The following is a 21,462-nucleotide window of genomic DNA, read 5'->3' on the forward strand; positions in this document are numbered from 1 at the left end:
GTGCTACAAATAAATATTTATTATGTCTCCACTTAAGGACACCAACCACATAAAACACAAACTATAGTCTTTAAATTAATCGAAGTAGATCTGAAGTAGAGAAAGATCCAAGAAGATTAAAATAAAGACCTTAGAGTGAAATTTGCTTTATGGGTGCATTTAAGGACATCTAAAATCAAAACTGAATATTGTTATCTTAAGAAAAAAACGCATTGTTTTCATGGTATTTGGTGCTGTGAAGACAATGCGTTTTTCTTTGTATGTAAAATAAATCTCCTTAAGCGGTATTTCAGATATAAAAAATGGTCAAAAAAAGCGGTAATTTCGACTCAAATATTGCCTAGAAAAGCGGTAAATCGCATACAGATTTTTGTCATAAAGACGGTATCGGATTCTTTTGATTTTGCTATCAAAGATATTACAGGAGCTCTTTTCCTTTAGAAATCCAGCCATTTTCTAAGATTTTTTTGTAATTAAGTTTTACTTCAAGATGAATTATGACATTCACAGACAGCTTACTGAAAATTCGCTGGGGTCTCTTAGATACCGACAATTAAGATAATCCCCAGCAATCTCAAATTATCATCTTTTGATACCACCGAAATTCTCCAATCTTAATCCACACCTCCTAACATCACACCTCTGTTTTGATTCATTCTGATTTTTCTAATATCAAATCAACTAATATCTCCAGAAACCTGCTCATCCACCGATACTGTATAGTTCCATAAATCCGCAGAATATTTCGTTTATCATGGTATTTGAATTATTGTATATGCTCAATTTTTTGCGTATTTTCTGAAGTATGAAGTGTGGTATCAAAATATAAGATGAAAAAAGTGTATAAATTTAAACAAATCATTTAAACATTTCCTGCCGACTTTAAGGAACTTTGGAAACTACAGATTGTTTTCAGAATGACGCATATAGACATAAGTTAACCAACAATGAAAAGGAGGCTTGTGTTTATGATTTATGGTTTTATTTCATCACTGGATGATGAGACAACAAAGGTGTTCTTCAGAAGTAAGAAGATTCGGGGGAATAACATTTATAATGCTGGAAGTCTTGGTGAACTTACATCGGTTCTGCAGAGTGGAGATGTAGTTTATACCGTTAGCTGTAATCGTTTTGCGTCAGTTCGGCAGGCGTATACCTTTGCAAGGTTCTGTCATGAAAGTGGTATCGTTCTTCATTTTGTAGCGGAGCCTTATCTTGATATTGGCAATGGCAAGCAGTGGAGACCAGCAGTTGCCAAAGTCATTGCCAGTATGGTGGAGAGTGAGCAGAAAGCAAAGGGAATGATGGCACAAGGTTTTAAGATGAGTGATTCCCAGTGGGAGTATGCTTATCGGTGCTTCGAACTGATGAACCTTGATATTCTGGCACATATGATTTCTGCTGATGGTGTGTTAAAACGTGGTAGCTGATAGGTGCTGGTAAGTTTGGCGGTGCGTACTGGTTGTGGGGTAAATTTGCAGGCTTTTCCGTACTGCTCCTGCCTTTGGGGTATGGTCTTGCGGTTTCCGCTTGGCTTGCCCCTCACGCCTGCACACAATGCCTTACGTTGCGTTTTACTGGGTTTGGTGGTAACTACTGCCACTATTGTCTTTGTCGGCAAATTTGGGCGAATTATGGCTTCGTAGCAAAGTGCTTATTCGTACTGGTTTAGGAACTATGGCGGTACTGGTGGGTTCTGTGGTGGTGGCAGTTATTTTAAGGAACTATCTTGGTGTAGTTATTGGAACTTGGCATATTTTGGGTAGAATGGCTGAAAAAGAGAATATATTATTTTATCACTGCACCCTACATGGCATTTTGTCAGTAGGGTGCAGTTTTCTTTTATTCTGCCAGCAAGAAATGTGTGTGTTGATAAGATGGATTATTGGTTTCATGAATGTGCGGTAACGGGAGTAACAGCAGTAACTATATGAGTTGGTGTCACAAATCCATTAGCTGAAAATATGGTGTGTATAAAATGCCTTGAAACATCTCAGCTGGTAAATCTACATCGCTGAAAGTATAAGGGACTTGGGGTATGGTTACAATGTCTTTTTTTTTAAGAGAAAGCAGAATTAACTTGAATACGACGGTATTCAGAGTTAACATCACACACCACGAAAGCAATTCGTAAGCCTTTCGTGAAGCCTGCGTTCTGCAGGAAGTATCCATCTCCATGAAAGTCAGCGGTATTTCTTTTGAAAATACTTTGCGTCTGACCAGAAGTGGATAGGCTATACCACTCTTGCACACTTGGTTGCTGAAAAGATGCGTAATTTCGAGAAAGATGCTTAACAGTTGAGATTGCCACTATTTTGCCAAACATTGAGATTGGAGTTGATGTAATGATTAAAGAAGATTTTATTTACGTGGGTATTGATTTACATAAAGAGACCCACACAGCAGTTATGATTGACTGCTATAACAACAAACTGGGCGAGATTACTTTCGCCAACAGACCAGCCGATTTTCCTAAGCTGGTAACTAAAGTAAAGAAGAGTAATACTGATGAAAAAACTGCAGTATTCGGACTGGAGAATGCGTATGGTTACGGCAGAGCCTTAGCGGTGTGGCTCATTGATAAGGGGTATCTTGTAAAAGATGTTAATACCGCTATTTCTCATCGTCAGGCAAAACACAGAGGTGCCATGTACCGAAAGAGTGACAGTGATGATGCGGAAGCTATTGCTCTGGCAACTTTAAATATGCTTGATAAGCTACCAGATGCGTGTCCAAATGACACTTACTGGTCACTTGGTCAGCTGGTGCATCGTAGGGATAATATCATGAAACAGAGAACCAGACTGGTGAATCAGTTGCATGAACAGTTATGCATTGCATATCCGTCGTATAAGTCGTTTTTTAACGATATTAGCAGACCTACAGCTTTATATTTTTGGGAGCATTACCCATCCAGAAAATATCTGAAGGGTAAGAGTGTGGAAGATTTGCGTGAGGAACTTGTTCCTGTAAGCCACAACAAGTGTTCAACAAAGACCTGCGAGAAAATCTTGGATGCTGTTGCCAGTGACAAAGTCAAAAATAATGACTTCCAAGATGCAAGGGATATGGTAACCCTTAGTATTGTCAGCGATTTACAGCACTATGATAAACAGCTGGCAGAAGTCGATAAGATGCTGGAAAAAATGTATGATATGCTTCATTGTACACTTACAACCATTCCTGGGATAAATGTCATCACGGCAGTGAAGATTCTTGCTGAAATCGGTGATATCAAACGCTTTGCCAATGCCAATAAACTGGCACAGTTTGCTGGTATTGCACCGCTTCATTTATCATCCAGTGGGAAAGGTAAGGATTTTGCTACAAAGCAAGGCAATAGAAGATTACAAGCTACGATTTACTTTCTTGCGATTCAGATGGTGCAGGTATCCTCAAAAGGAACACCACGAAATCCAGTAGTGCGTGCATACTATGAGAAACGTAAGGCAGAGGGAAAAACCAGTCAGCAAGCACTGATTTGTATTTCCAGACGATTAATCAGTATTATTTATGGAATGTTGAAAAATGGTACGGAGTACCGTATGCCAGTCATGGAAAACGCTGGCGAAATTGTGTAGTGAAAATGGCAAATATGTGATATTATTTTAAGCAGATGAAACAGTCGGCTTTGGGAAGTGTATTCTTTTTTCGGAGGATGGTCATCGGCTTGGATAATTATAAGGGTAAAGAGTCTTTGTCAAGAGTGGTACTGACACAAGTAGAAGAACGGCATTAAATAATATTAAACAAGATTTAGGATTAAACGCTAATGAAAGCTCAGTTTCTCAAAACATGGTTATGTTGAGAAATGCTAATGGAGACCCAATAATTTATAATGGCCAAATAATATATTCTCGTGAAATGACATATGATGTAAGAGGAAAAGGCATAAAAAATGAACACAATGAAATTATAGATTATGTTGTTGTACAAGATCATTCATATGGTCATACATATACAAATGGGGTAGGAAATCAGCCGTCACACTTTAATGTTTGACCAATTACTAACACTCAAAACGGAAAAGTTAGTGGTATGAAAGGGCATTATTATTTTAAGTCTAAATATACATGGGAATGAAAGGAAAGATAATGATAGGATTTGATAATTGGTTTACACTTGAAAATGTTTTTGGACACGAATTTTGCTTTTCTAATGCTGAAATAATAAATGCAGTAGCTAATGGTTTACGAGGGGAATTAGTTTTGGAAGTACAAGTTAGTGATTTAGTTAAGACACCCCCCAAAAAATGGGAGAAATGGGATTTGGTTTATATTAAAATTTGTTTTTTTGGAGTGAAAGAGATTTCAATGTTTGCAAATCATGACCATATTCATATTAAGGAATTCTTAGTGAAAAAAAAGGAAAAGGATTTTCAATATGAATTAGAAGTGCTATGTGGTGAAAATTATATTAATTGTAATTATGCAATTGCTAGGATACAAAATATAAAACCATTAGTTTGGGATGATAACTTTCATTATTATGTTGTTCCAGAATAATTATGTCTCCACTTAAGGACGTCCACTACCTAAAAATTTAACCACGGTCTTTAAAATAATCGGAATGGCTCTCACCTATGGTGATGATATCCATAGATTAATTTAGAGACTTTAGGGCGAAAATTGCCATCTGGTGCACTTAAGTACATCCGAAATTATAACTGAATATTTTTTTCAAAGACTTAGAACGCATTGTTTTCATGGCACTTAGTGTTATGGAGACAATGCGTTTTTCCTATGATAATTTTCAAATTCTTTTCCAGACTGTGAATATCAGTCTACTTCTTTCAAATATCGTGCCCAAAGTCTGCCTTTTGGTCATCTCACGAAGAGAAAGTGCTCAGCTGGCTCAAGAAAACATCAAATCAGAAATCTTGATTCAGATGCAGTTTTTCTATTGAAGATGCTCCATCCGTAAAGGAGGAGTTCGTTTGAGTAAGCAGAAGGTAACTTTAAGGATTGAAGAAGGAGAAGTAGAACTATTAAAAAGAAAATTTAGGACTGATAATCAGTCAGAAGCCATCAGACTGGCAATTATACAGAGTCTGGCTACAGAAGATTTGAAAAAGGTTAAGACATTGTTTCCGTATATCGGGAAGAAACCACCGAGAATAGGCAGGGAGGTTGTAAATGCATTTGAACAGTCTGGATGTAAGATTTTTATCGATTTATTTTGCGGTAGCATTGCCATGCTTTGTTATTTACCTTGGGATGTGAAAGTTGTGGTAAATGATATTAATGGAAATCTTACTAATTTATATATGGTTATCCGAGATAAACCAAATGAATTTGTAAGTAAGGTCATGAAGTTGCCATATTCGGAAGTGGTGTTTCAGAAATGTAAGGAAGATTTACAGTCTGGTAATGCTATGTCAAATTTGAATAGGGCGGTTGCATATTATTATGTGAGTTTTGGTGCATACAGGGGTAGGATGGATAATCCATTATTTATGATTTCTACATCTGCGGATACGAACAGGGCTGATATATACAAAAAAATGTGCAGTGGATTCTGCAATTATCTAAGCGGTTACAGAATGTGGAGATTTTGAATCGGGATTTCCGTAGGGTGTTGTAAAGCTATAATGCAGAATGTGTATTTGTATATGCTGATTGCCCATATCTGGGAACGGAAGATTATTACGATTATGTTTTTACGGTGCAAGACCATAAAGACTTAGCAGAAATGTTAAAATCACATAAAGGGAAATTTGCATTATCGTCTAAGGCAAAGAAGCAATTGCGTAAGTTATACCGTTCTAACAAACATTATATGTTGGAATTTGAAGATACCAGTAGACTTCCCGATAAGCGTCATCGAGAGCAACTGATTATGAACTTTGAAATGAAACATGTAAATAAGTATGGAGATAACGATATTAAACCATACAGATAAAAAAGATGGAGTACATTGGCAGTTTGGGCAGGATATTCAAATCGTTATACTCAGACCAAAGTGTCAGACAAAGTTTTCGGAATATGCTGGAAACCCATATAGCATCGGCATTTCCGTTAATGTAGAAATATAGTTGCTCCACAGAACTGATGTTTTTATAAGTGCTTGGAAACCTTATATTATCTGATTTTACGTAAGAAGCATCCGACCCTGCATTTATTATTTCGGTACGAGGTTTTATGTTAATTTTCTTCAAATTGTGTTGGTGTGAGAAGAATATCTTTTTGCTCATTTTTATAGTACAGAACTGCCAGAATGTATATTGCAAACATAGGAAGACAAGTGTTTTTCAAGATTTGATTGCAATTAAGTTTCACTTCAAGATGGATTATGACATTCACAGACAGCTTACAAACAATTCGCTGGGGTCTCATGAATACAGACAACTTAGACAATGATGGATAATCCCCAGCAATCTTAAACTATCATCCTTTGATACCACCGAAATTCTCCAATCTTAATCCGCATATCCTAACATCACATCTCTGTTTCGATTTATTCTGATTTTTCTAATATCAAATCAACTAATATTGCCACAAACCTGCTCAGCCATTTACATTGCATAGTTCCATAAATCCGCAGATTCTGTCTCTTGTCACAGCATTTGAATTTTTGTATATGACCGATTTCCTGCGTATTTTCTGAAGAATAAAGTGTGCGACTAAGAATTAAGATGAACCACTGTGGGGGTGTTAAACTTCTTTTCTAAATATTACTTACTGATTTTAAGGAACTTTGGAAACTACAGACTGTTTTCAGAATGACGCATATAGGCATAAGTTAACCAACAACAAAAAGGAGGTTGGCTTTTATGATATATGGTTTTATTTCATCACTTGATGATGAGACAACAAAGGTGTTTTTCAGAAGTATACAGGGCAGATGTAACCTATGACGGTGCAGGAAGACTTGTAAAAACATCATCATCGCAGTACACTTATGATGATGAGAACTATAGGATAAAAAGCGGTACAGAAGAATACTGTTATGACAGCAAGATACTACAGCCCGGAACTAAGGAGATTCATAAGTGCTGACAGAGTAATAGGCAATCTCGCAAACACACCAAGTCTTAACCGTTACGCCTACGCCAATGGAAACCCAGTAACGCAGATAGATCCATTTGGACTAAGTGCCGAACCTGGAACAAAAAAGTCAAAGAAAAACATAAACTGGCGGATGATGTAGTTGAGGATGCGGCGAAGGCGATAAAGACCAGAGTGGTAGAGAGACAGAACTATTTTTACCGGATGAATATTATCAAAAATTAGATGATAATATTGCAAAAGCTATTGCAGCAAGGGATGCAGAAGTTGCGAAAATTCAAGGTCTAAGTAAAACACAGCAAAGCAATATTGCTACTGTCGTTGCAGGTGTGGATATCCGAACAGGAGAGGTATGTGTAGGGGTAAAAAATAGTAGAAACTATAAGGGTAATGCTACATGTGCAGAGAATATTGTGTTTAGAGGATTAGGTGGAAATACTAATGCTAATATTATTATGACACCTGCCATCAGACCAAGAAATAATGAGGTTATACCGGTTTGTACTAGATGTCAAACAAAATATCCTAAAAATCAGTTCATGAAAGGGACAACATTTGAATGAGAGAGAATTATAAGGAATACTGTATGAAATTCAGTAACGAAGAACTTAAAAAAAATATGGTTGAATATCTAATTAAAAATTCGTGGGATGAAAAAATGATTAGATTTTTGTCAGAAGACGGAGATGAAATTGAAATTGATTCATCGAAAGAAATAGGAACAATAGTGTTTGATGGGAATAATGAAAATCTTTTTATTAATTTTTATGGTATTCATACATCTATTTTTGTATATAATGTGGAAATGATGTTCATTGATGAAGATTCCAAAGGAACATATACTTCAAGCGATGTTTATAATAATGTTGTATATGAAGGTAACTTGCGAGAAATGAGTCATGAAGAAATGCTACGAATGTTTTCTGAAATTATCTTATGTTTTATAGATGCAGAAACGGTGACAATGACTCAATCGAGCGTTCCGGAAAATAAATATAAAAAATACAACTACTATGAGCCACATGATTTTTTTGTTGATGTCAAAAGTTGCCATACAATAGAAAAAAGGAGCGTATATGAAAATATTACTATCAAACATTGTGTTTTATTGAAGGAGCATATTCGATAGCATTATTCCATGCAAGAGAACTGTTAGAGATAAATTTATCATCCAAAAATTTAGAAAGAATTTTGTTTTTTTACAATATTCCAGAAAAATTAGTAGAAAATACAGAAGCAACTTAAGAAATTACAATAGAAAGATATAGATTAAATAGTGACAAAATATAGGTATAATATAACAAAATAGGACGGAGAACATAGTATGAATGAACGAGAATTGTGGAATGAAGTATATGACTTAATTGGTGAATCACAGAAAGAAATATTTTTTGATTATATAAGGTCATATATAATTAAAATTGAATAACAGAATATGGAGATATAAATGGATAAAACAATATTGGATGAAGTTAAAAGAAAAAATAAAATACTACAAGTTTGTAAAGAATGGGTAAATAATGGGATAGAGAAATCTATTGGTAAGATATGCAGAAGGGAGTAAGTAACATGAGCGATTATAATTATGAGGTTATAAAAACATCAATTTGGGAGTGGTATGAAAGGGTTTTATCGGATTGCCTGAACCAAGATGAGATTATGCTATCAAAAAACAATGAAGAGGCATTAATCATTGATTTTGATTTTAAAAATTGTATGGCACAGCTTTCAGTGACTAATTCACAATATGTCCCGTACCAATTCGTGTATTTTGAGGCAATGGATATAGAGACATCAGATTTAGAAGAGATAATACCAATATATAGTTTTCATGATGATGATACTATGCAAAAAGATGATGTGATTAGTGCGCTGGATGAAGCCTTGTTATTTTGCACAAATTACAAAGTGAAGTAGTATGCATATTTACAACGATATTATATCACTACATGATTCTGTGATATAATATCGTTGTAACATCACGAGCTAATAGAATATAATATTAGCAGAGTTAGATAGTGTTCCCCTTAAATGGGCAACTAGTGAAAATGTCAGATGTGAAGAATGATTATGCAGACAGGCGGAAACTTTAAAAAATAAGAATTTATAATGGAGAGAAGAAGAGATGGTAGAACAATCAATTTTTATCAATAATAATGAACTGAAAAATTGGATAAATAATACATATGACTTAGAAATAGATAAAGTTGAAAAAACTGAATTAGGAAGTGCAAGTAGTTTTGGATATAAAGAGTATTTAAAAAATAAATCTGATAAAAATTTGGATTTTGCATTCTGGAGAACAAAAATGTGCAGATGGCTATACAATAATATGGATGAGTTTGAAGTATACTTAGATGAATATTATAAGAATTAAGAGATAACAGGTCTTTATTATTAATTATGCCAGATATAATTTTAATTTAGTCATTCGAAAGCCAAATGACTAAATTAAAATAAAGTGATTTTCCTATTTTTCTCTACGATGTTCAAGCATAACATCGAATATATGGCACGCATAAGTATGCATAATATCGAGATTAGATAATACATCGTCTGTAAGTTCAAAATAATTTTTTTTGTCATAGTAATCAATCTTAAAATAAGGTGTTATTCCTTCGTTATATTCAGGAACAAATCGACCTGATTTTTTACTGTAACAGTTAGCGGCTTTGGCTCTGGTTCTGTAATCTTTATCAACGTAGAAAGCCACGCTTTTATGTATTGCAGTATCTTCGTATGGAAGATAATAGTAATCTTTATAGTTAGAATAGAAATACTTAAGTTCATTAGTATATATTCCGACTTTGATAGTTCCGGTCTGATTAAGTGCTGTAAAAGAGAATTCATTATAAGCATGAGTAATTCTCTTAGGAAAAGGAGTATCAAATTTAAGTTCAATACAAAGAGTCTTAGGTACATAACATAATTCTGTGCGTTCTGTAAGAATACTTGCACCTGTTACTGTAAAACGTTTGGATACGATAGAATAATAAGACAGTATTGGAACTACATTAAGAAGTCCATAGATATCTTCTTTGTTATGCAGCATAAGTTTTTTGTAATCATATTCATTAGGTGACATAACATAGTGATTGTATACAGATATAAGTTCGCCACCATTGTAAGTATCTTCTCTGTTAATACCAAGAAACTTTTCAATTGATTTTAATTTGAGATTCTCAAGTTTGAATATGTGTCTTAGCGGTGATACCATTTTGTAGATATCTATGCTTACTTTATTCTTGAGATTGTCACACAGATTGTATTGTGTGGCTTTTTTTTGCAGATATGGAATGTCAAAACCTTCACCATTATAGTGAATAATGGCATTAAAGTTCTGTACAAAGTCAAAAAAATGTGTCAGAACTTCGACTTCATTAGAAGGAGAATTGGCAAACCATGATTTGCTTACCCAGGAAGAATCCTCATAATATATGCATCCTATAAGGTATACAGTTGTGCTTTTGGGTGAGAATCCAGTTGTCTCAATGTCAAAAAATACAACGTCAGAATTGTTATATCCAACTAATGGAAATATATCAATATTACTATTAAGTGTATCTGTTATTTCTATCATAAAAACAAAACCTCCGAAATTTTTTGTTAAAATAATAACAAGTAGTTAAATAGTTATATATCACAAGTACATGTAATACTATATTGCTAAATACTATATATATCATAATATTGTACAACAAAAATCACAAATTTAGTAGATTTTTTATAAAAAATTTAGTATATTTATTATATCGACATAATATACTGTTTTGATATGCCAAAAAGGTATGTCGGGGGATATTTTTTGTTTGACTAAATTAAGTACTATGTAGAAAGTGTGGTATGTATGAGGTTGTAAGATGTAAGACTTAGGCTGTTAGACAGTCAAGTGTCTACTGTGCTTGTAAGAAATATGGGAAAGAGGGATAACAATGGCTTTACTTACTTTTAAGGGTGGGGTTCACCCATTCGATGGGAAGATTTTGTCGAAAGACAGTGTGGTTGAGAGATTAGAGCCTGGAGCAGAACTGGCATTTCCGGTTGTGCAGCATATTGGTGCACCGGCGGAGATAATTGTAAAAAAGGGCGACAGAGTTTTGGCTGGAGAGAAGATAGCGAAAGCTTCAGGTTACATATCAGCGAATATTCATTCGTCAGTGTCAGGAATTGTAAAAGGGATAGAATTAAGAACAGTTCAGTCTGGAGCAAAAGTACAATCTGTAATTATTGAGAATGATTATAAGTATGAAGAAGCAGAAACGATTAATAATAAAAAACTGCAGGATATGACAAGAGATGAGATAATTGCAGTGATTCGTGAAGCTGGTATAGTCGGCATGGGAGGTGCAGGCTTTCCAACTGATGTTAAACTGTCACCAAAGGAACCGGATCTTATTGATACGATAATTGTAAATGGTGCAGAATGTGAACCATATCTTACATCTGATTATAGAAGAATGATAGATACACCGGAGAAGATAGTAGCCGGATTAAGAATAATTCTACAGATTTTTCCAAAAGCAATGGGATATATAGCAATCGAGGATAACAAACCTGATGCGATTAATATACTTGAAGAATATGTTAAAGATGAGGCGAGGATGAAGATAGCCCGTCTTAAGACGAAGTATCCACAGGGTGGAGAGAGAAGTCTTATATATGCAGTTACAAAGAGAAGGCTTAATTCTAAGAAACTGCCGGCAGATGTACATTGTATAGTACATAATATTGATACAGTATATGCGATATATGATGCAATAGTTAATGGAAGACCACTTACAACAAGAATCGTTACAGTAAGTGGCGATGCGATAAGTGAACCTAAGAACTATGAGATTAAGACGGGAACATATTATGGTGAGATATTTAATGGACATAATTCTTTTGAGACAGAGCCTATAAAACTTATATCCGGTGGACCAATGATGGGAATGGCAATGGCAGAATATGAAAGAGTTCCTATGATAAAAGGAACATCGTCACTTTTGGCATTTGAAAAAGATGAAGTTGCTGAATGTGAGACAACGGCATGTATCAGATGTGGAAGGTGTGCGAGAGTATGTCCAAGTCGTATAATACCTGTAATGGCAGCTAAGGCAGCAGATAAAAGTGATAAGAAATCTTTTGTTAAATATAATGGCATGGAATGTTGCGAATGTGGTTGTTGTTCATATATATGTCCGGCAAAGCGACCACTTACACAGATGATTAAGACTATGCGAAAAGAGATTCTTGCAGACAGAAGGGGGAATTAATTATGGACAGACAGTATAATATCTCATCAGGACCACATATCAGAGATAAAGCGACAACATCATCTGTTATGGCAACGGTCTGTATTGCACTTATTCCGGCATGCATATCAGGAATCTATAACTTCGGATTAAGAGCACTTATGGTTATATGTGTTGCAATAGCGACATGTGTAACGACAGAAGCAATATATGAACATTATATGAAGAAACCGGTTACAGTGCTTGATCTAAGTGCTGTTGTAACAGGAATTCTCCTTGCACTTAATCTTCCACATACGATACCGGTTGGAATGGTTATTATAGGAAGTATATTTGCAATTCTTGTTGTCAAACAGTTATTTGGTGGAATTGGACAGAACTTTATGAATCCGGCACTTGCAGGAAGATGCTTTATGCTTATATCATTTTCAGGAAAAATGACTGATTTTGTATATGATGGTATAAGTGGAGCAACACCACTTGCGGTGTTAAAGACGGGAGGACATCCTGATATTCTTAAGATGTTTTTTGGAACAACAGCAGGTACTATCGGAGAGACTTCAACACTTGCAATACTTATAGGTGCAATAATTCTTATTGTAACGGGAACGATATCTGTTAGAATTCCATTCTCATATCTTATAACATTTTCAGTGATTACATACATATATGGTCTGTGTAATGGAAGAGGTGCAGACGGATATTTTCTTCTTACACATCTGTGTGGGGGAGGTCTTATGCTTGGTGCATTTTTTATGGCGACAGATTATGTAACATCACCTATAACACAGGCAGGGCAGATAGTATTCGGGATAATAATAGGAATATTAACAGCGGCTTTCAGATTGGCAGGTAAGTCGGCAGAAGGTGTATCTTATGCGATAATAATCGGTAATCTCCTTGTACCACTTATTGAGAGAGTAACTTATCCAGTAGCATTTGGATATAAGAATAGCTTTAAGAGAGTATTTAAACGGGGGGATATGTGATGAATAAAAAGATAATAAAAGATACACTTATATTGTTTGTAATAACACTTATCTCAGGAATATTGCTTGGTGGAGCTTATTATATAACAAAAGATCCAATAGAACAAAAAGAGAATGAGAAGAAGATGCAGGCTTATGAGAGAGTACTTACTGATGCTAAGGAGTTTATAGAATGTGATGTCCTTAATGAAAAAGAGGTAACTGATATCGAGAAAAAATACAATGCCACAATTGAGTCTGTAGTGAAAGGACAGAATACAGAGGGAAAGGATTGTGGATATGTAATTACTGTTAATACACATGAAGGTTATGGTGGCGATATTATATTTACACTTGGAATTAGTAGTGATGGAATAGTGAGTGGTCTTGAGATAATATCAATATCAGAGACAGCTAATATAGGAATGAAAGCAGATACAGATGAATTTAAAGGACAATTTGCAGGTAAAAGTGGCAGTAGTATTACTTATGTAACCGGCGATACAGATAAGAGTGATGAGATTAGTGGAATAAGTGGTGCGACTATAACGACTAAAGCTGTTACAGGTGGCGTTAATGCTGCACTAGAACTATATGAGAGTATTCTTAATGGGGGTGAAGCACATGAATAGATGTCTTGAGAGATTGTATAATGGAATAATAAAAGAGAATCCTACAGTTGTTCTTATGCTTGGTATGTGTCCTACACTTGCTGTTACATCAGGTGCGATAGCTGGTTTTGGAATGGGAGCGACTACAACGATAGTTCTTATGATGTCTAATACGATAATATCACTTTTAAGGAAGATAATTCCTGACAGAGTGAGGATGCCTGCATATATTGTTATTGTTGCGACACTCGTTACAGTAATTCAGTTTTTATTAAAAGGTTTTATACCATCGCTTGATGATACGCTTGGCGTGTATATTCCACTTATTGTTGTTAATTGCATAATTCTTGGAAGAGCTGAAGCGTATGCATCTAAGAATCCTGTACTTCCATCTTTTTTTGACGGTATGGGTATGGGAATAGGATTTACAATATCACTTACAATACTTGGACTTTTAAGAGAGATAATAGGTGCAGGCAGTGTATTCGGAATGCAGATAATAAAAGGTTCAGTAATTGAACCAGTAGCAATATTTACACTTGCACCGGGTGGATTCCTTGTACTTGGCGTTCTTACTGCATTAAGAAGTCATGTGATTGATAATATGAAAAAAGAAGGACGAGAGATTACAGTGCCATCAGGTGAGGATATATCATGTGTAGGATGTGACGGATGCAGTACTAAGACTTGTAATTGCACTGACATTAAGAGTAGTGAGCAATGTTGTGACAAAGAAGTAAGAAGAGATAATAATATTATGGATGCTGATAATAATTGCAATAAAAAAGTGACAGTAGCTAATAATAGTGCAGATGTTGATACTGATAAGAGTAGGCACAATATAGATAGTAACAATTAGGAGGACTGATATTATGAAATTATTAATGATAGGATTCTCAGCGGCACTTATTAACAATGTTGTATTAAGCCAGTTCTTTGGAATATGTCCTTTTCTTGGAGTATCTAAGAAGATAGATACTGCAGCAGGAATGAGCATGGCAGTTATATTTGTCATAACTATATCTTCATTTATAACAAGCCTTATACATAACTATATACTTACTCCATTAGGTGTAACATATCTTGATACAATAGTATTTATACTTGTAATAGCATCTTTAGTGCAATTTGTTGAGATGTTTTTAAAAAAAGTAATACCGTCACTGTATGCAGCACTTGGGGTATATCTTCCGCTTATTACAACTAACTGTGCTGTCCTTGGTGTAGCCATACTTAACGTACAGAAGTCTTATGGAGTAATAGAATCTGTTATTAATGGAGTAGGAACAGCACTTGGTTTTTCTATTTCAATAATAATAATGGCAGGGCTTAGAGAGAAGATGGAAGATAATGATATTCCAAAAGCATTTAGAGGAATACCAATTGTTCTTATAACAGCAGGTCTTATGTCTATTGCATTTATGGGATTTGCAGGACTTAAGTAGATTGGGGGATTAGTATGCAGACAATAATAATAGCGGCATTAATTACCGGAATAGCAGGAATTATAATAGGATTATTCCTTGGTATAGCAGGAGAAAAGTTGCATGTAGAGGTAGATGAGCGAGAAGTTAAGATTAGGGAAGCACTTCCTGGTAATAACTGTGGTGGATGTGGATATGCAGGTTGCGATGCACTTGCAAAAGCTATAGCACTCTTAGAAGCACCTGTTAACGCATGTCCTGTAGGTCAGGCACCTGTAGCAGATAAGATTGCAAAGATTATGGGAAGTGATAATATGACAACTGTTAAAAAGACAGCATTTGTATGTTGCGTTGGTGATTGTGATGCGACTAAGACAACATATAATTATGTTGGACCAGACAGTTGTAAGATGATGAAGACATTGCCGGATGGAGGTCCAAAGAGCTGCACATATGGTTGCCTTGGAGGTGGCGAATGTGTGAAGGCATGTGCATTTGATGCAATAAAAGTTATAAATGGAGTGGCTGTAGTTGATAAAGAGAAATGTACAGCCTGTGGTAAATGTATATTGGCGTGTCCAAGAGATATTATAGAACTTGTACCTTATGATAGTCATATCAGAGTAGCATGTAGTTCAAAAGATAAAGGTAAAGATGTAAAAGCAGCATGTTCTCTTGGCTGTATAGGCTGTACACTCTGTACAAAACAGTGTAATGAGAATGCAATAACGGTTGAAAACTTTCTTGCACATATTGATTATGATAAGTGTATTCAATGTGGTAAATGCATGGAAAAATGTCCGGCGAAGATAATACGAAGCATATAAGAAGACAGGATATTATATATTAACATATAGATATTGATAAGAAATATGAAAACTTATCATAATATTAAAATGTTGATAAGGAATATGAAAACTTATCATAATATTAAAATGTTGATAAAGAATACAAAAACATATTTAATAGAATGAGCGATTATATATATCAATAAGAAGTTACTTTAGTTAAGTGACAGATATATGTAACCGCTCATTCATTTTATAAAAATATTATAAAGCAATAATTAGATAAAAATTAAAAATATAAAAAAATAATAATCCATATTGACATCCAAAAATATGATGCTAAAATAGTTAACAATGTTAAATATTAATAGATGCAACTATTAATAATGTTAATAGTTAATCAGGTTAATGTTTGGTTAAGATAATTACAAAGATAAGATATTAGTCAGTTATAAAGTGTATATTTACTAGTAAATCCAATGATATTCTGACTAGAAATGTAGTTCGTGATTATCGAAAGAAAGCATATTACAGAAGGGAGAAGATACATTATATGAATGATATTCAAAGAGAGATGTTTAGTATAATGGACAAGTTTCGAAGACTTGATTTTCAAAGCAAGATTCTTGACATTCCAAAAGGAGAGTTTAGGGTTCTTGCAGTTATTATGATGCTAAGTGGTAAATTTAAAGATAGTTGTAATGGTCCTGTACAGTGTAAAGGACATCCACATTTTGTGGCAAAGCTAAGTAATACTGATGAGATTACAGTTGGAGATATATCAAATGCACTTAATATATCAAAACCACAGTTGTCAAAATTACTTAATCAGACAGATGAAAAAGGTTATACAACAAGAAGTGTATCCAAAAAGGATAAGAGAGTAACGTATGTTACAATAACTGATTTTGGTATTGATAAAGTACAAAATCAGATGAAGAAGATGGAAGAATTCTCAAATAATGCAATGGAGCGATTTGGAGAGGAGAATTCTAAAGAGATGTTAAGACTTTTTAATAAACTTTATTCAATATTTGAAGAAGAGATAAATGAAAATTATAAAGAGAAGAGGTAAAGTGGATGATTAATATTTTTAAAAATCTTAAGAACTACGCAGGATTTGTAATGGTGATTATAGCACTCCTGTTAGTTCAGGCGTTCTGTGATCTGTCACTTCCAGATTATACGTCTGATATAGTTAACGTAGGCATAAGTCAATATGGAATTGAGAATGGTATATTAGATGTTATTGATGAAGATAGCATGAATGCATTATGTATGTTTGTAAGTGAAGAAGATGAGAAGTTTATATTAGATAGTTATACGAAGTATGACAATACAAAGGATCTTCCTTCATCAGTAAAAAAAGAATATAAGAATTATGAAGATTATAATATTATCTATAAGTTAAATACAGATAATGAAGAAGATATTAAGAGATTAAAAGATATCTTATATCCTGTAGAGATGATATCATATATGCTTACAGCAGATTCTGAAGAAGCAGTTGCAATGCAGGAACAGATTAAGACTCAGATTACTGCTACAATGCCGGGAGCAGAGAATATGTCACTTATGGATATCTTCTCTAATATGCCAAGAGAAGCAAGACTTCAGATGATTGAGCAGATGCAGGGCAATATGGATGAAGAACTTGCATCAACAATGTATGAGTCAACAGCTATTATATATGCCAAGTCAATATATGAGAAACTTGGTGCTGATATTGAGAATATTCAGATAAGATATATGATGGCAAAAGGTGGAATGATGTTATTATTTGCAATCGTTGCAATGATATCAACAATAGTTGTTGGATATCTTGCTTCAAAGGTAGCAGCCGGAGTAGGTAGAGATCTTAGAAATAAAGTATTTACAAAAGTTGTATCATTCTCTAATACAGAGATGGATAAGTTCTCAACAGCATCGCTTATAACAAGAACAACCAATGATATACAGCAAGTACAGTTTGTAACAGTTATGTTACTTAGAATGGTATTATATGCACCAATACTTGGAATAGGTGGTGTATTAAAAGTACTTCAAAATGACACATCAATGGCATGGATAATACTTGTTGCAGTACTTGCAATTATTGTACTTGTAGTTGTTCTATTCTTATTTGTAATGCCAAAATTCAAGATAATGCAGACTCTCGTTGACCGAGTTAACTTAGTTGCAAGAGAGATACTTACAGGTATACCTGTAATAAGAGCTTTTAGTACAGAGGAACATGAGAAAAAGAGATTTGATGAAGCTAACGTAAATCTTACAAAGACACAGTTATTCACTAACAGAGCTATGAATATAATGATGCCAGCTATGATGTTTATTATGAATGGTGTTATGGTTATGATTATCTGGTTTGGCTCAAAAGGTGTTGATGCAGGTTCACTACAGGTTGGTGATATGATGGCATTCATGACATATACAATGCAGATAGTTATGTCATTCTTAATGATTACAATGATATCAATTATGCTTCCAAGAGCCGGTGTTGCAGCTAATAGAATTAATGAAGTAATCAAATCAGATATAGTTATAAAAGATAAAGATACTACAAAATCACTTACAGGTGATAGTACTATAGAATTCAATAATGTATCATTCAGATATCCTAATGCAGATGAAGATGTATTAAGTAATATCACATTTACTGCAAAACCAGGTGAGACAACAGCATTTATTGGAAGTACAGGAAGCGGTAAGTCTACACTTGTTAATCTGATTCCTAGATTTTATGATGTCAGTGAAGGAAGCATAACAATTAATGGAACAGATATAAGAGATATATCACAGGAAGACCTTAGAAGAAATATTGGTTATGTTCCGCAAAAAGGTGTTCTTTTCTCAGGAACTATAGAGAGTAATATTAAGTTTGGTAAAGATGATGCTACTGAAGCTGAAGTAGTAGAAGCAGCAAAAATTGCACAGGCAGAAGAATTTATTGAGACAAAACCTTACAGATATCAGGATGAGATCGCACAGGGTGGTACTAATGTATCTGGTGGTCAGAAGCAGCGACTTTCTATTGCAAGAGCGATAGCTAAAAATCCTAAGATATATATATTCGATGACAGCTTTTCAGCACTTGATTTTAAGACTGATGTCACTCTTAGAAAAGCATTATCAGCTAAGACAAAAGACAGCACAGTTCTTATTGTTGCACAGAGAATAAGTACAATACTTCATGCTGATAAGATAATTGTTCTTGATGAAGGCAAGATATGTGGAATTGGAACACATGAAGAACTTATTAAGAATAATGAAGTATATAGACAGATTGCAGCTTCACAGCTATCAGCATCCGACATGGATACAATTAATGCATAAGGAGGTATATAGATGAGCGAAAACAGAAGACGTGGACCTGGTGGACATGGTCCAATTGGTGCTGGTGAAAAGCCAAAGGATATGAAGAAAACAGTTGGAAAACTTGTAAGATATATGAAACCATTTCATGCAATGATAATATTTGTAATTGTATGTGCATTATTAAGTGCAGGATTTTCAATAGCAGGACCTAAGATTCTTGGTAATGCAACACAGCTTATATATGAAGGCTTTGTTGCCAAGATTCAGGGTAGTGGTGGTATCGATTTTGACGGAATTGCAAAAGTTTTATTAACAGTTCTTGCAATATATGTAATTAGTGCAATTCTCGCTTTTATACAGGGACTTATGATGACAGACGTATCACAAAAGATATGTTACAAACTTAGAAAAGAGATGTCAGAGAAGATTCACAGACTTCCTATGAATTATTATGATACTAAAACTCATGGTGAAGTATTATCAAGAATAACTAATGATGTTGATACATTAGGACAGAGTCTTAATCAGAGTATTACACAGCTTATCACATCAATTACAACACTTCTTGGTGTACTTGTAATGATGCTTACAATAAGTCCATTACTTACTCTTGTATCAGTTGTCATTCTTCCAATATCAGTAGCGATGATTGGATTTATAATTAAAAAATCACAAAAATATTTTAAAAGCCAGCAGGAATATCTAGGTCATGTAAATGGTCAGGTAGAAGAGATATATGGCGGACATACAATAGTAAAAGCATTCAATAAAGAGAATGATGTAATTGAAGAATTTAAGAAGACTAATGATGTCTTATATGATTCAGCATGGCGTTCACAGTTCTTATCAGGACTTATGCAGCCGGTTATGGCATTTGTCGGTAATCTTGGATATGTAGTAGTTGCAATTCTTGGTGGTATTATGAATATTAAAGGATCAATGAATGTCGGTGATATTCAGTCATTTATCACATACGTTAAGCAGTTTACTAATCCAATTGGACAGATAGCACAGGTTACTAATATGTTACAATCAAGTGTTGCAGCAGCTGAGAGAGTATTTGAATTCCTTGATGAAGAGGAAGAAGATCAGAAAGCTATTAACCATGCACCGGTTTCAATTAATGAACTTTCAGGTAATGTACAGTTTGAGAATGTACACTTTGGCTATAATCCAGAGAAGATAATTATTAATGATTTTAGTGCTAATGTATTACAGGGACAGAAGATAGCTATTGTAGGACCTACTGGTGCAGGTAAGACGACTATGGTAAAACTTCTTATGAGATTCTATGATGTAACATCAGGTGAGATTAAGATAGATGGTTATAATGTAAAAGATTTTGACAGAAGTGAACTTAGAGAGATATTTGGAATGGTACTTCAGGATACATGGTTATTTAAAGGAAGTATTATGGAGAATATAAGATATGGTCGTCTTGATGCAACTGATGAAGAAGTAATAGCCGCTGCAAAAGCAGCACATGCACATCATTTTATATCAACACTTCCAGATGGATATAATATGGAACTTAATGAGGAAGCAAGCAACGTATCACAGGGACAAAAGCAGCTTATAACAATAGCACGAGCAATTCTTGCTGATAATAAGATATTGATTCTTGATGAAGCAACAAGTTCAGTAGATACAAGAACAGAGGAGCAGATTCAAAAAGCAATGGATAATCTTATGAAGGGCAGAACAAGCTTTATTATCGCACACAGACTCTCGACAATCAGAGATGCAGATCTGATTCTTGTTATGAAAGATGGCGATATCTGTGAACAGGGTAACCATGAAGAACTTATGAGAAAAGGTGGATTCTACGCAGATCTGTATAATAGTCAGTTTGAAAAGACAGCATAGATATATAATAACATGATTTTAATTAACTCTAAATTAGAGAATCAGAGTTAAAAACATTATAAAAAGCACATAGATAATTGTGGTTCTAAACTTTACTTGGGGGTAGAGTTTAGAACCTTTCATTTTTATAAAAAAAGATAGGCATAAACAATCCCATAAGTTATAATTAAATCACCACAAAATAATCAACAAAGGAGAATGCTTATGCCTAATACTAATTTTATATCAAATCTTCTAGAAATTAAAGAC

21 protein-coding genes and 1 pseudogene are annotated in these 21,462 nt (G+C 34.4%); 21 read left to right on the forward strand and 1 reads right to left on the reverse strand.

Annotation, left to right across the window (positions count from 1 at the left end):
* Positions 1–947: 947 nt before the first annotated feature.
* The 12 genes and pseudogenes from KQI85_RS15535 (at position 948) to KQI85_RS15585 (ending at position 9,384) form a co-directional block, all read left to right on the forward strand.
* Positions 948–1,430: a hypothetical protein gene (locus KQI85_RS15535; protein ID WP_216576952.1), complete on the forward strand. Its 483-nt coding sequence runs from the start codon at positions 948–950 to the stop codon at positions 1,428–1,430.
* Between the two features lie 915 nt (positions 1,431–2,345).
* A complete protein-coding gene (locus KQI85_RS15540) occupies positions 2,346–3,581 on the forward strand; it encodes an IS110 family transposase (protein ID WP_253293929.1) in 1,236 nt (411 codons plus the stop codon).
* Positions 3,582–3,801: 220 nt separating this feature from the next.
* A complete protein-coding gene (locus KQI85_RS17065) occupies positions 3,802–4,002 on the forward strand; it encodes an HNH/endonuclease VII fold putative polymorphic toxin (protein WP_371820685.1) in 201 nt (66 codons plus the stop codon).
* 92 nt (positions 4,003–4,094) lie between these two features.
* The gene (locus KQI85_RS15550; protein WP_216576954.1) at positions 4,095–4,505 is read left to right on the forward strand and encodes an Imm50 family immunity protein; all 411 of its coding nucleotides are present in this window, start codon (positions 4,095–4,097) and stop codon (positions 4,503–4,505) included.
* 431 nt (positions 4,506–4,936) lie between these two features.
* Positions 4,937–5,557, forward strand: a complete 621-nt coding sequence (locus KQI85_RS15555; protein WP_216576955.1) for a DNA adenine methylase — start codon at positions 4,937–4,939, stop codon at positions 5,555–5,557.
* Positions 5,558–5,601: 44 nt separating this feature from the next.
* Positions 5,602–5,901: pseudogene (locus tag KQI85_RS17070) on the forward strand (hypothetical protein); the annotation flags it as partial.
* Between the two features lie 878 nt (positions 5,902–6,779).
* Positions 6,780–6,998 carry a hypothetical protein gene (locus KQI85_RS15560; RefSeq protein WP_216576972.1) on the forward strand — a complete coding sequence of 73 codons (219 nt, stop codon included), beginning with the start codon at positions 6,780–6,782 and terminating at the stop codon, positions 6,996–6,998.
* On the forward strand, positions 6,949–7,149 hold the full coding sequence (locus KQI85_RS17075; RefSeq protein ID WP_216576956.1) for an RHS repeat-associated core domain-containing protein: 201 nt from the start codon (positions 6,949–6,951) through the stop codon (positions 7,147–7,149). Before KQI85_RS15560 ends, KQI85_RS17075 begins: the two co-directional genes overlap by 50 nt.
* Before the next feature lie 271 nt (positions 7,150–7,420).
* Positions 7,421–7,570 carry a hypothetical protein gene (locus KQI85_RS15570; protein ID WP_216576957.1) on the forward strand — a complete coding sequence of 50 codons (150 nt, stop codon included), beginning with the start codon at positions 7,421–7,423 and terminating at the stop codon, positions 7,568–7,570.
* On the forward strand, positions 7,567–8,136 hold the full coding sequence (locus KQI85_RS15575; RefSeq protein WP_216576958.1) for a hypothetical protein: 570 nt from the start codon (positions 7,567–7,569) through the stop codon (positions 8,134–8,136). The genes KQI85_RS15570 and KQI85_RS15575 overlap by 4 nt, the downstream gene beginning before the upstream one ends.
* A gap of 440 nt (positions 8,137–8,576) precedes the next feature.
* Positions 8,577–8,924 (forward strand): hypothetical protein, encoded by a 348-nt coding sequence (locus KQI85_RS15580; protein ID WP_216576959.1) that lies wholly within the window; start codon positions 8,577–8,579, stop codon positions 8,922–8,924.
* 208 nt (positions 8,925–9,132) lie between these two features.
* Complete coding sequence (locus tag KQI85_RS15585; RefSeq protein WP_216576960.1) at positions 9,133–9,384, forward strand: hypothetical protein; 252 nt, start codon at positions 9,133–9,135, stop codon at positions 9,382–9,384.
* 93 nt (positions 9,385–9,477) lie between these two features.
* On the opposite strand, the gene KQI85_RS15590 is transcribed toward KQI85_RS15585, so the two are convergent.
* Positions 9,478–10,587 (reverse strand): ribonuclease H-like domain-containing protein, encoded by a 1,110-nt coding sequence (locus tag KQI85_RS15590; protein WP_216576961.1) that lies wholly within the window; start codon positions 10,585–10,587, stop codon positions 9,478–9,480.
* Positions 10,588–10,939: 352 nt separating this feature from the next.
* Here KQI85_RS15590 and rsxC point away from each other — a divergent pair, with 352 nt between their 5' ends.
* The 9 genes from rsxC (at position 10,940) to KQI85_RS15635 (ending at position 21,213) form a co-directional block, all read left to right on the forward strand.
* On the forward strand, positions 10,940–12,262 hold the full coding sequence (gene rsxC / locus KQI85_RS15595; protein WP_216576962.1) for an electron transport complex subunit RsxC: 1,323 nt from the start codon (positions 10,940–10,942) through the stop codon (positions 12,260–12,262).
* 2 nt (positions 12,263–12,264) lie between these two features.
* Positions 12,265–13,230: an RnfABCDGE type electron transport complex subunit D gene (locus KQI85_RS15600; RefSeq protein WP_216576963.1), complete on the forward strand. Its 966-nt coding sequence runs from the start codon at positions 12,265–12,267 to the stop codon at positions 13,228–13,230.
* A complete protein-coding gene (locus KQI85_RS15605; RefSeq protein WP_216576964.1) occupies positions 13,230–13,841 on the forward strand; it encodes an FMN-binding protein in 612 nt (203 codons plus the stop codon). Before KQI85_RS15600 ends, KQI85_RS15605 begins: the two co-directional genes overlap by 1 nt.
* Positions 13,834–14,679: an electron transport complex subunit RsxE gene (rsxE, locus tag KQI85_RS15610; protein ID WP_216576965.1), complete on the forward strand. Its 846-nt coding sequence runs from the start codon at positions 13,834–13,836 to the stop codon at positions 14,677–14,679. The genes KQI85_RS15605 and rsxE overlap by 8 nt, the downstream gene beginning before the upstream one ends.
* Positions 14,680–14,689: 10 nt before the next feature.
* A complete protein-coding gene (rsxA, locus tag KQI85_RS15615) occupies positions 14,690–15,265 on the forward strand; it encodes an electron transport complex subunit RsxA (protein ID WP_216576971.1) in 576 nt (191 codons plus the stop codon).
* A gap of 14 nt (positions 15,266–15,279) precedes the next feature.
* The gene (locus KQI85_RS15620; RefSeq protein WP_216576966.1) at positions 15,280–16,071 is read left to right on the forward strand and encodes an RnfABCDGE type electron transport complex subunit B; all 792 of its coding nucleotides are present in this window, start codon (positions 15,280–15,282) and stop codon (positions 16,069–16,071) included.
* Between the two features lie 514 nt (positions 16,072–16,585).
* Positions 16,586–17,107 (forward strand): MarR family winged helix-turn-helix transcriptional regulator, encoded by a 522-nt coding sequence (locus KQI85_RS15625; protein ID WP_216576967.1) that lies wholly within the window; start codon positions 16,586–16,588, stop codon positions 17,105–17,107.
* 5 nt (positions 17,108–17,112) lie between these two features.
* Positions 17,113–19,365 carry an ABC transporter ATP-binding protein gene (locus KQI85_RS15630; RefSeq protein ID WP_216576968.1) on the forward strand — a complete coding sequence of 751 codons (2,253 nt, stop codon included), beginning with the start codon at positions 17,113–17,115 and terminating at the stop codon, positions 19,363–19,365.
* 12 nt (positions 19,366–19,377) lie between these two features.
* Positions 19,378–21,213, forward strand: a complete 1,836-nt coding sequence (locus tag KQI85_RS15635; RefSeq protein ID WP_216576969.1) for an ABC transporter ATP-binding protein — start codon at positions 19,378–19,380, stop codon at positions 21,211–21,213.
* The last annotated feature ends 249 nt before the right edge of the window (positions 21,214–21,462 follow it).

It is taken from the genome of Falcatimonas sp. MSJ-15 (assembly GCF_018918265.1).
Classification (GTDB): domain Bacteria; phylum Bacillota; class Clostridia; order Lachnospirales; family Lachnospiraceae; genus Falcatimonas.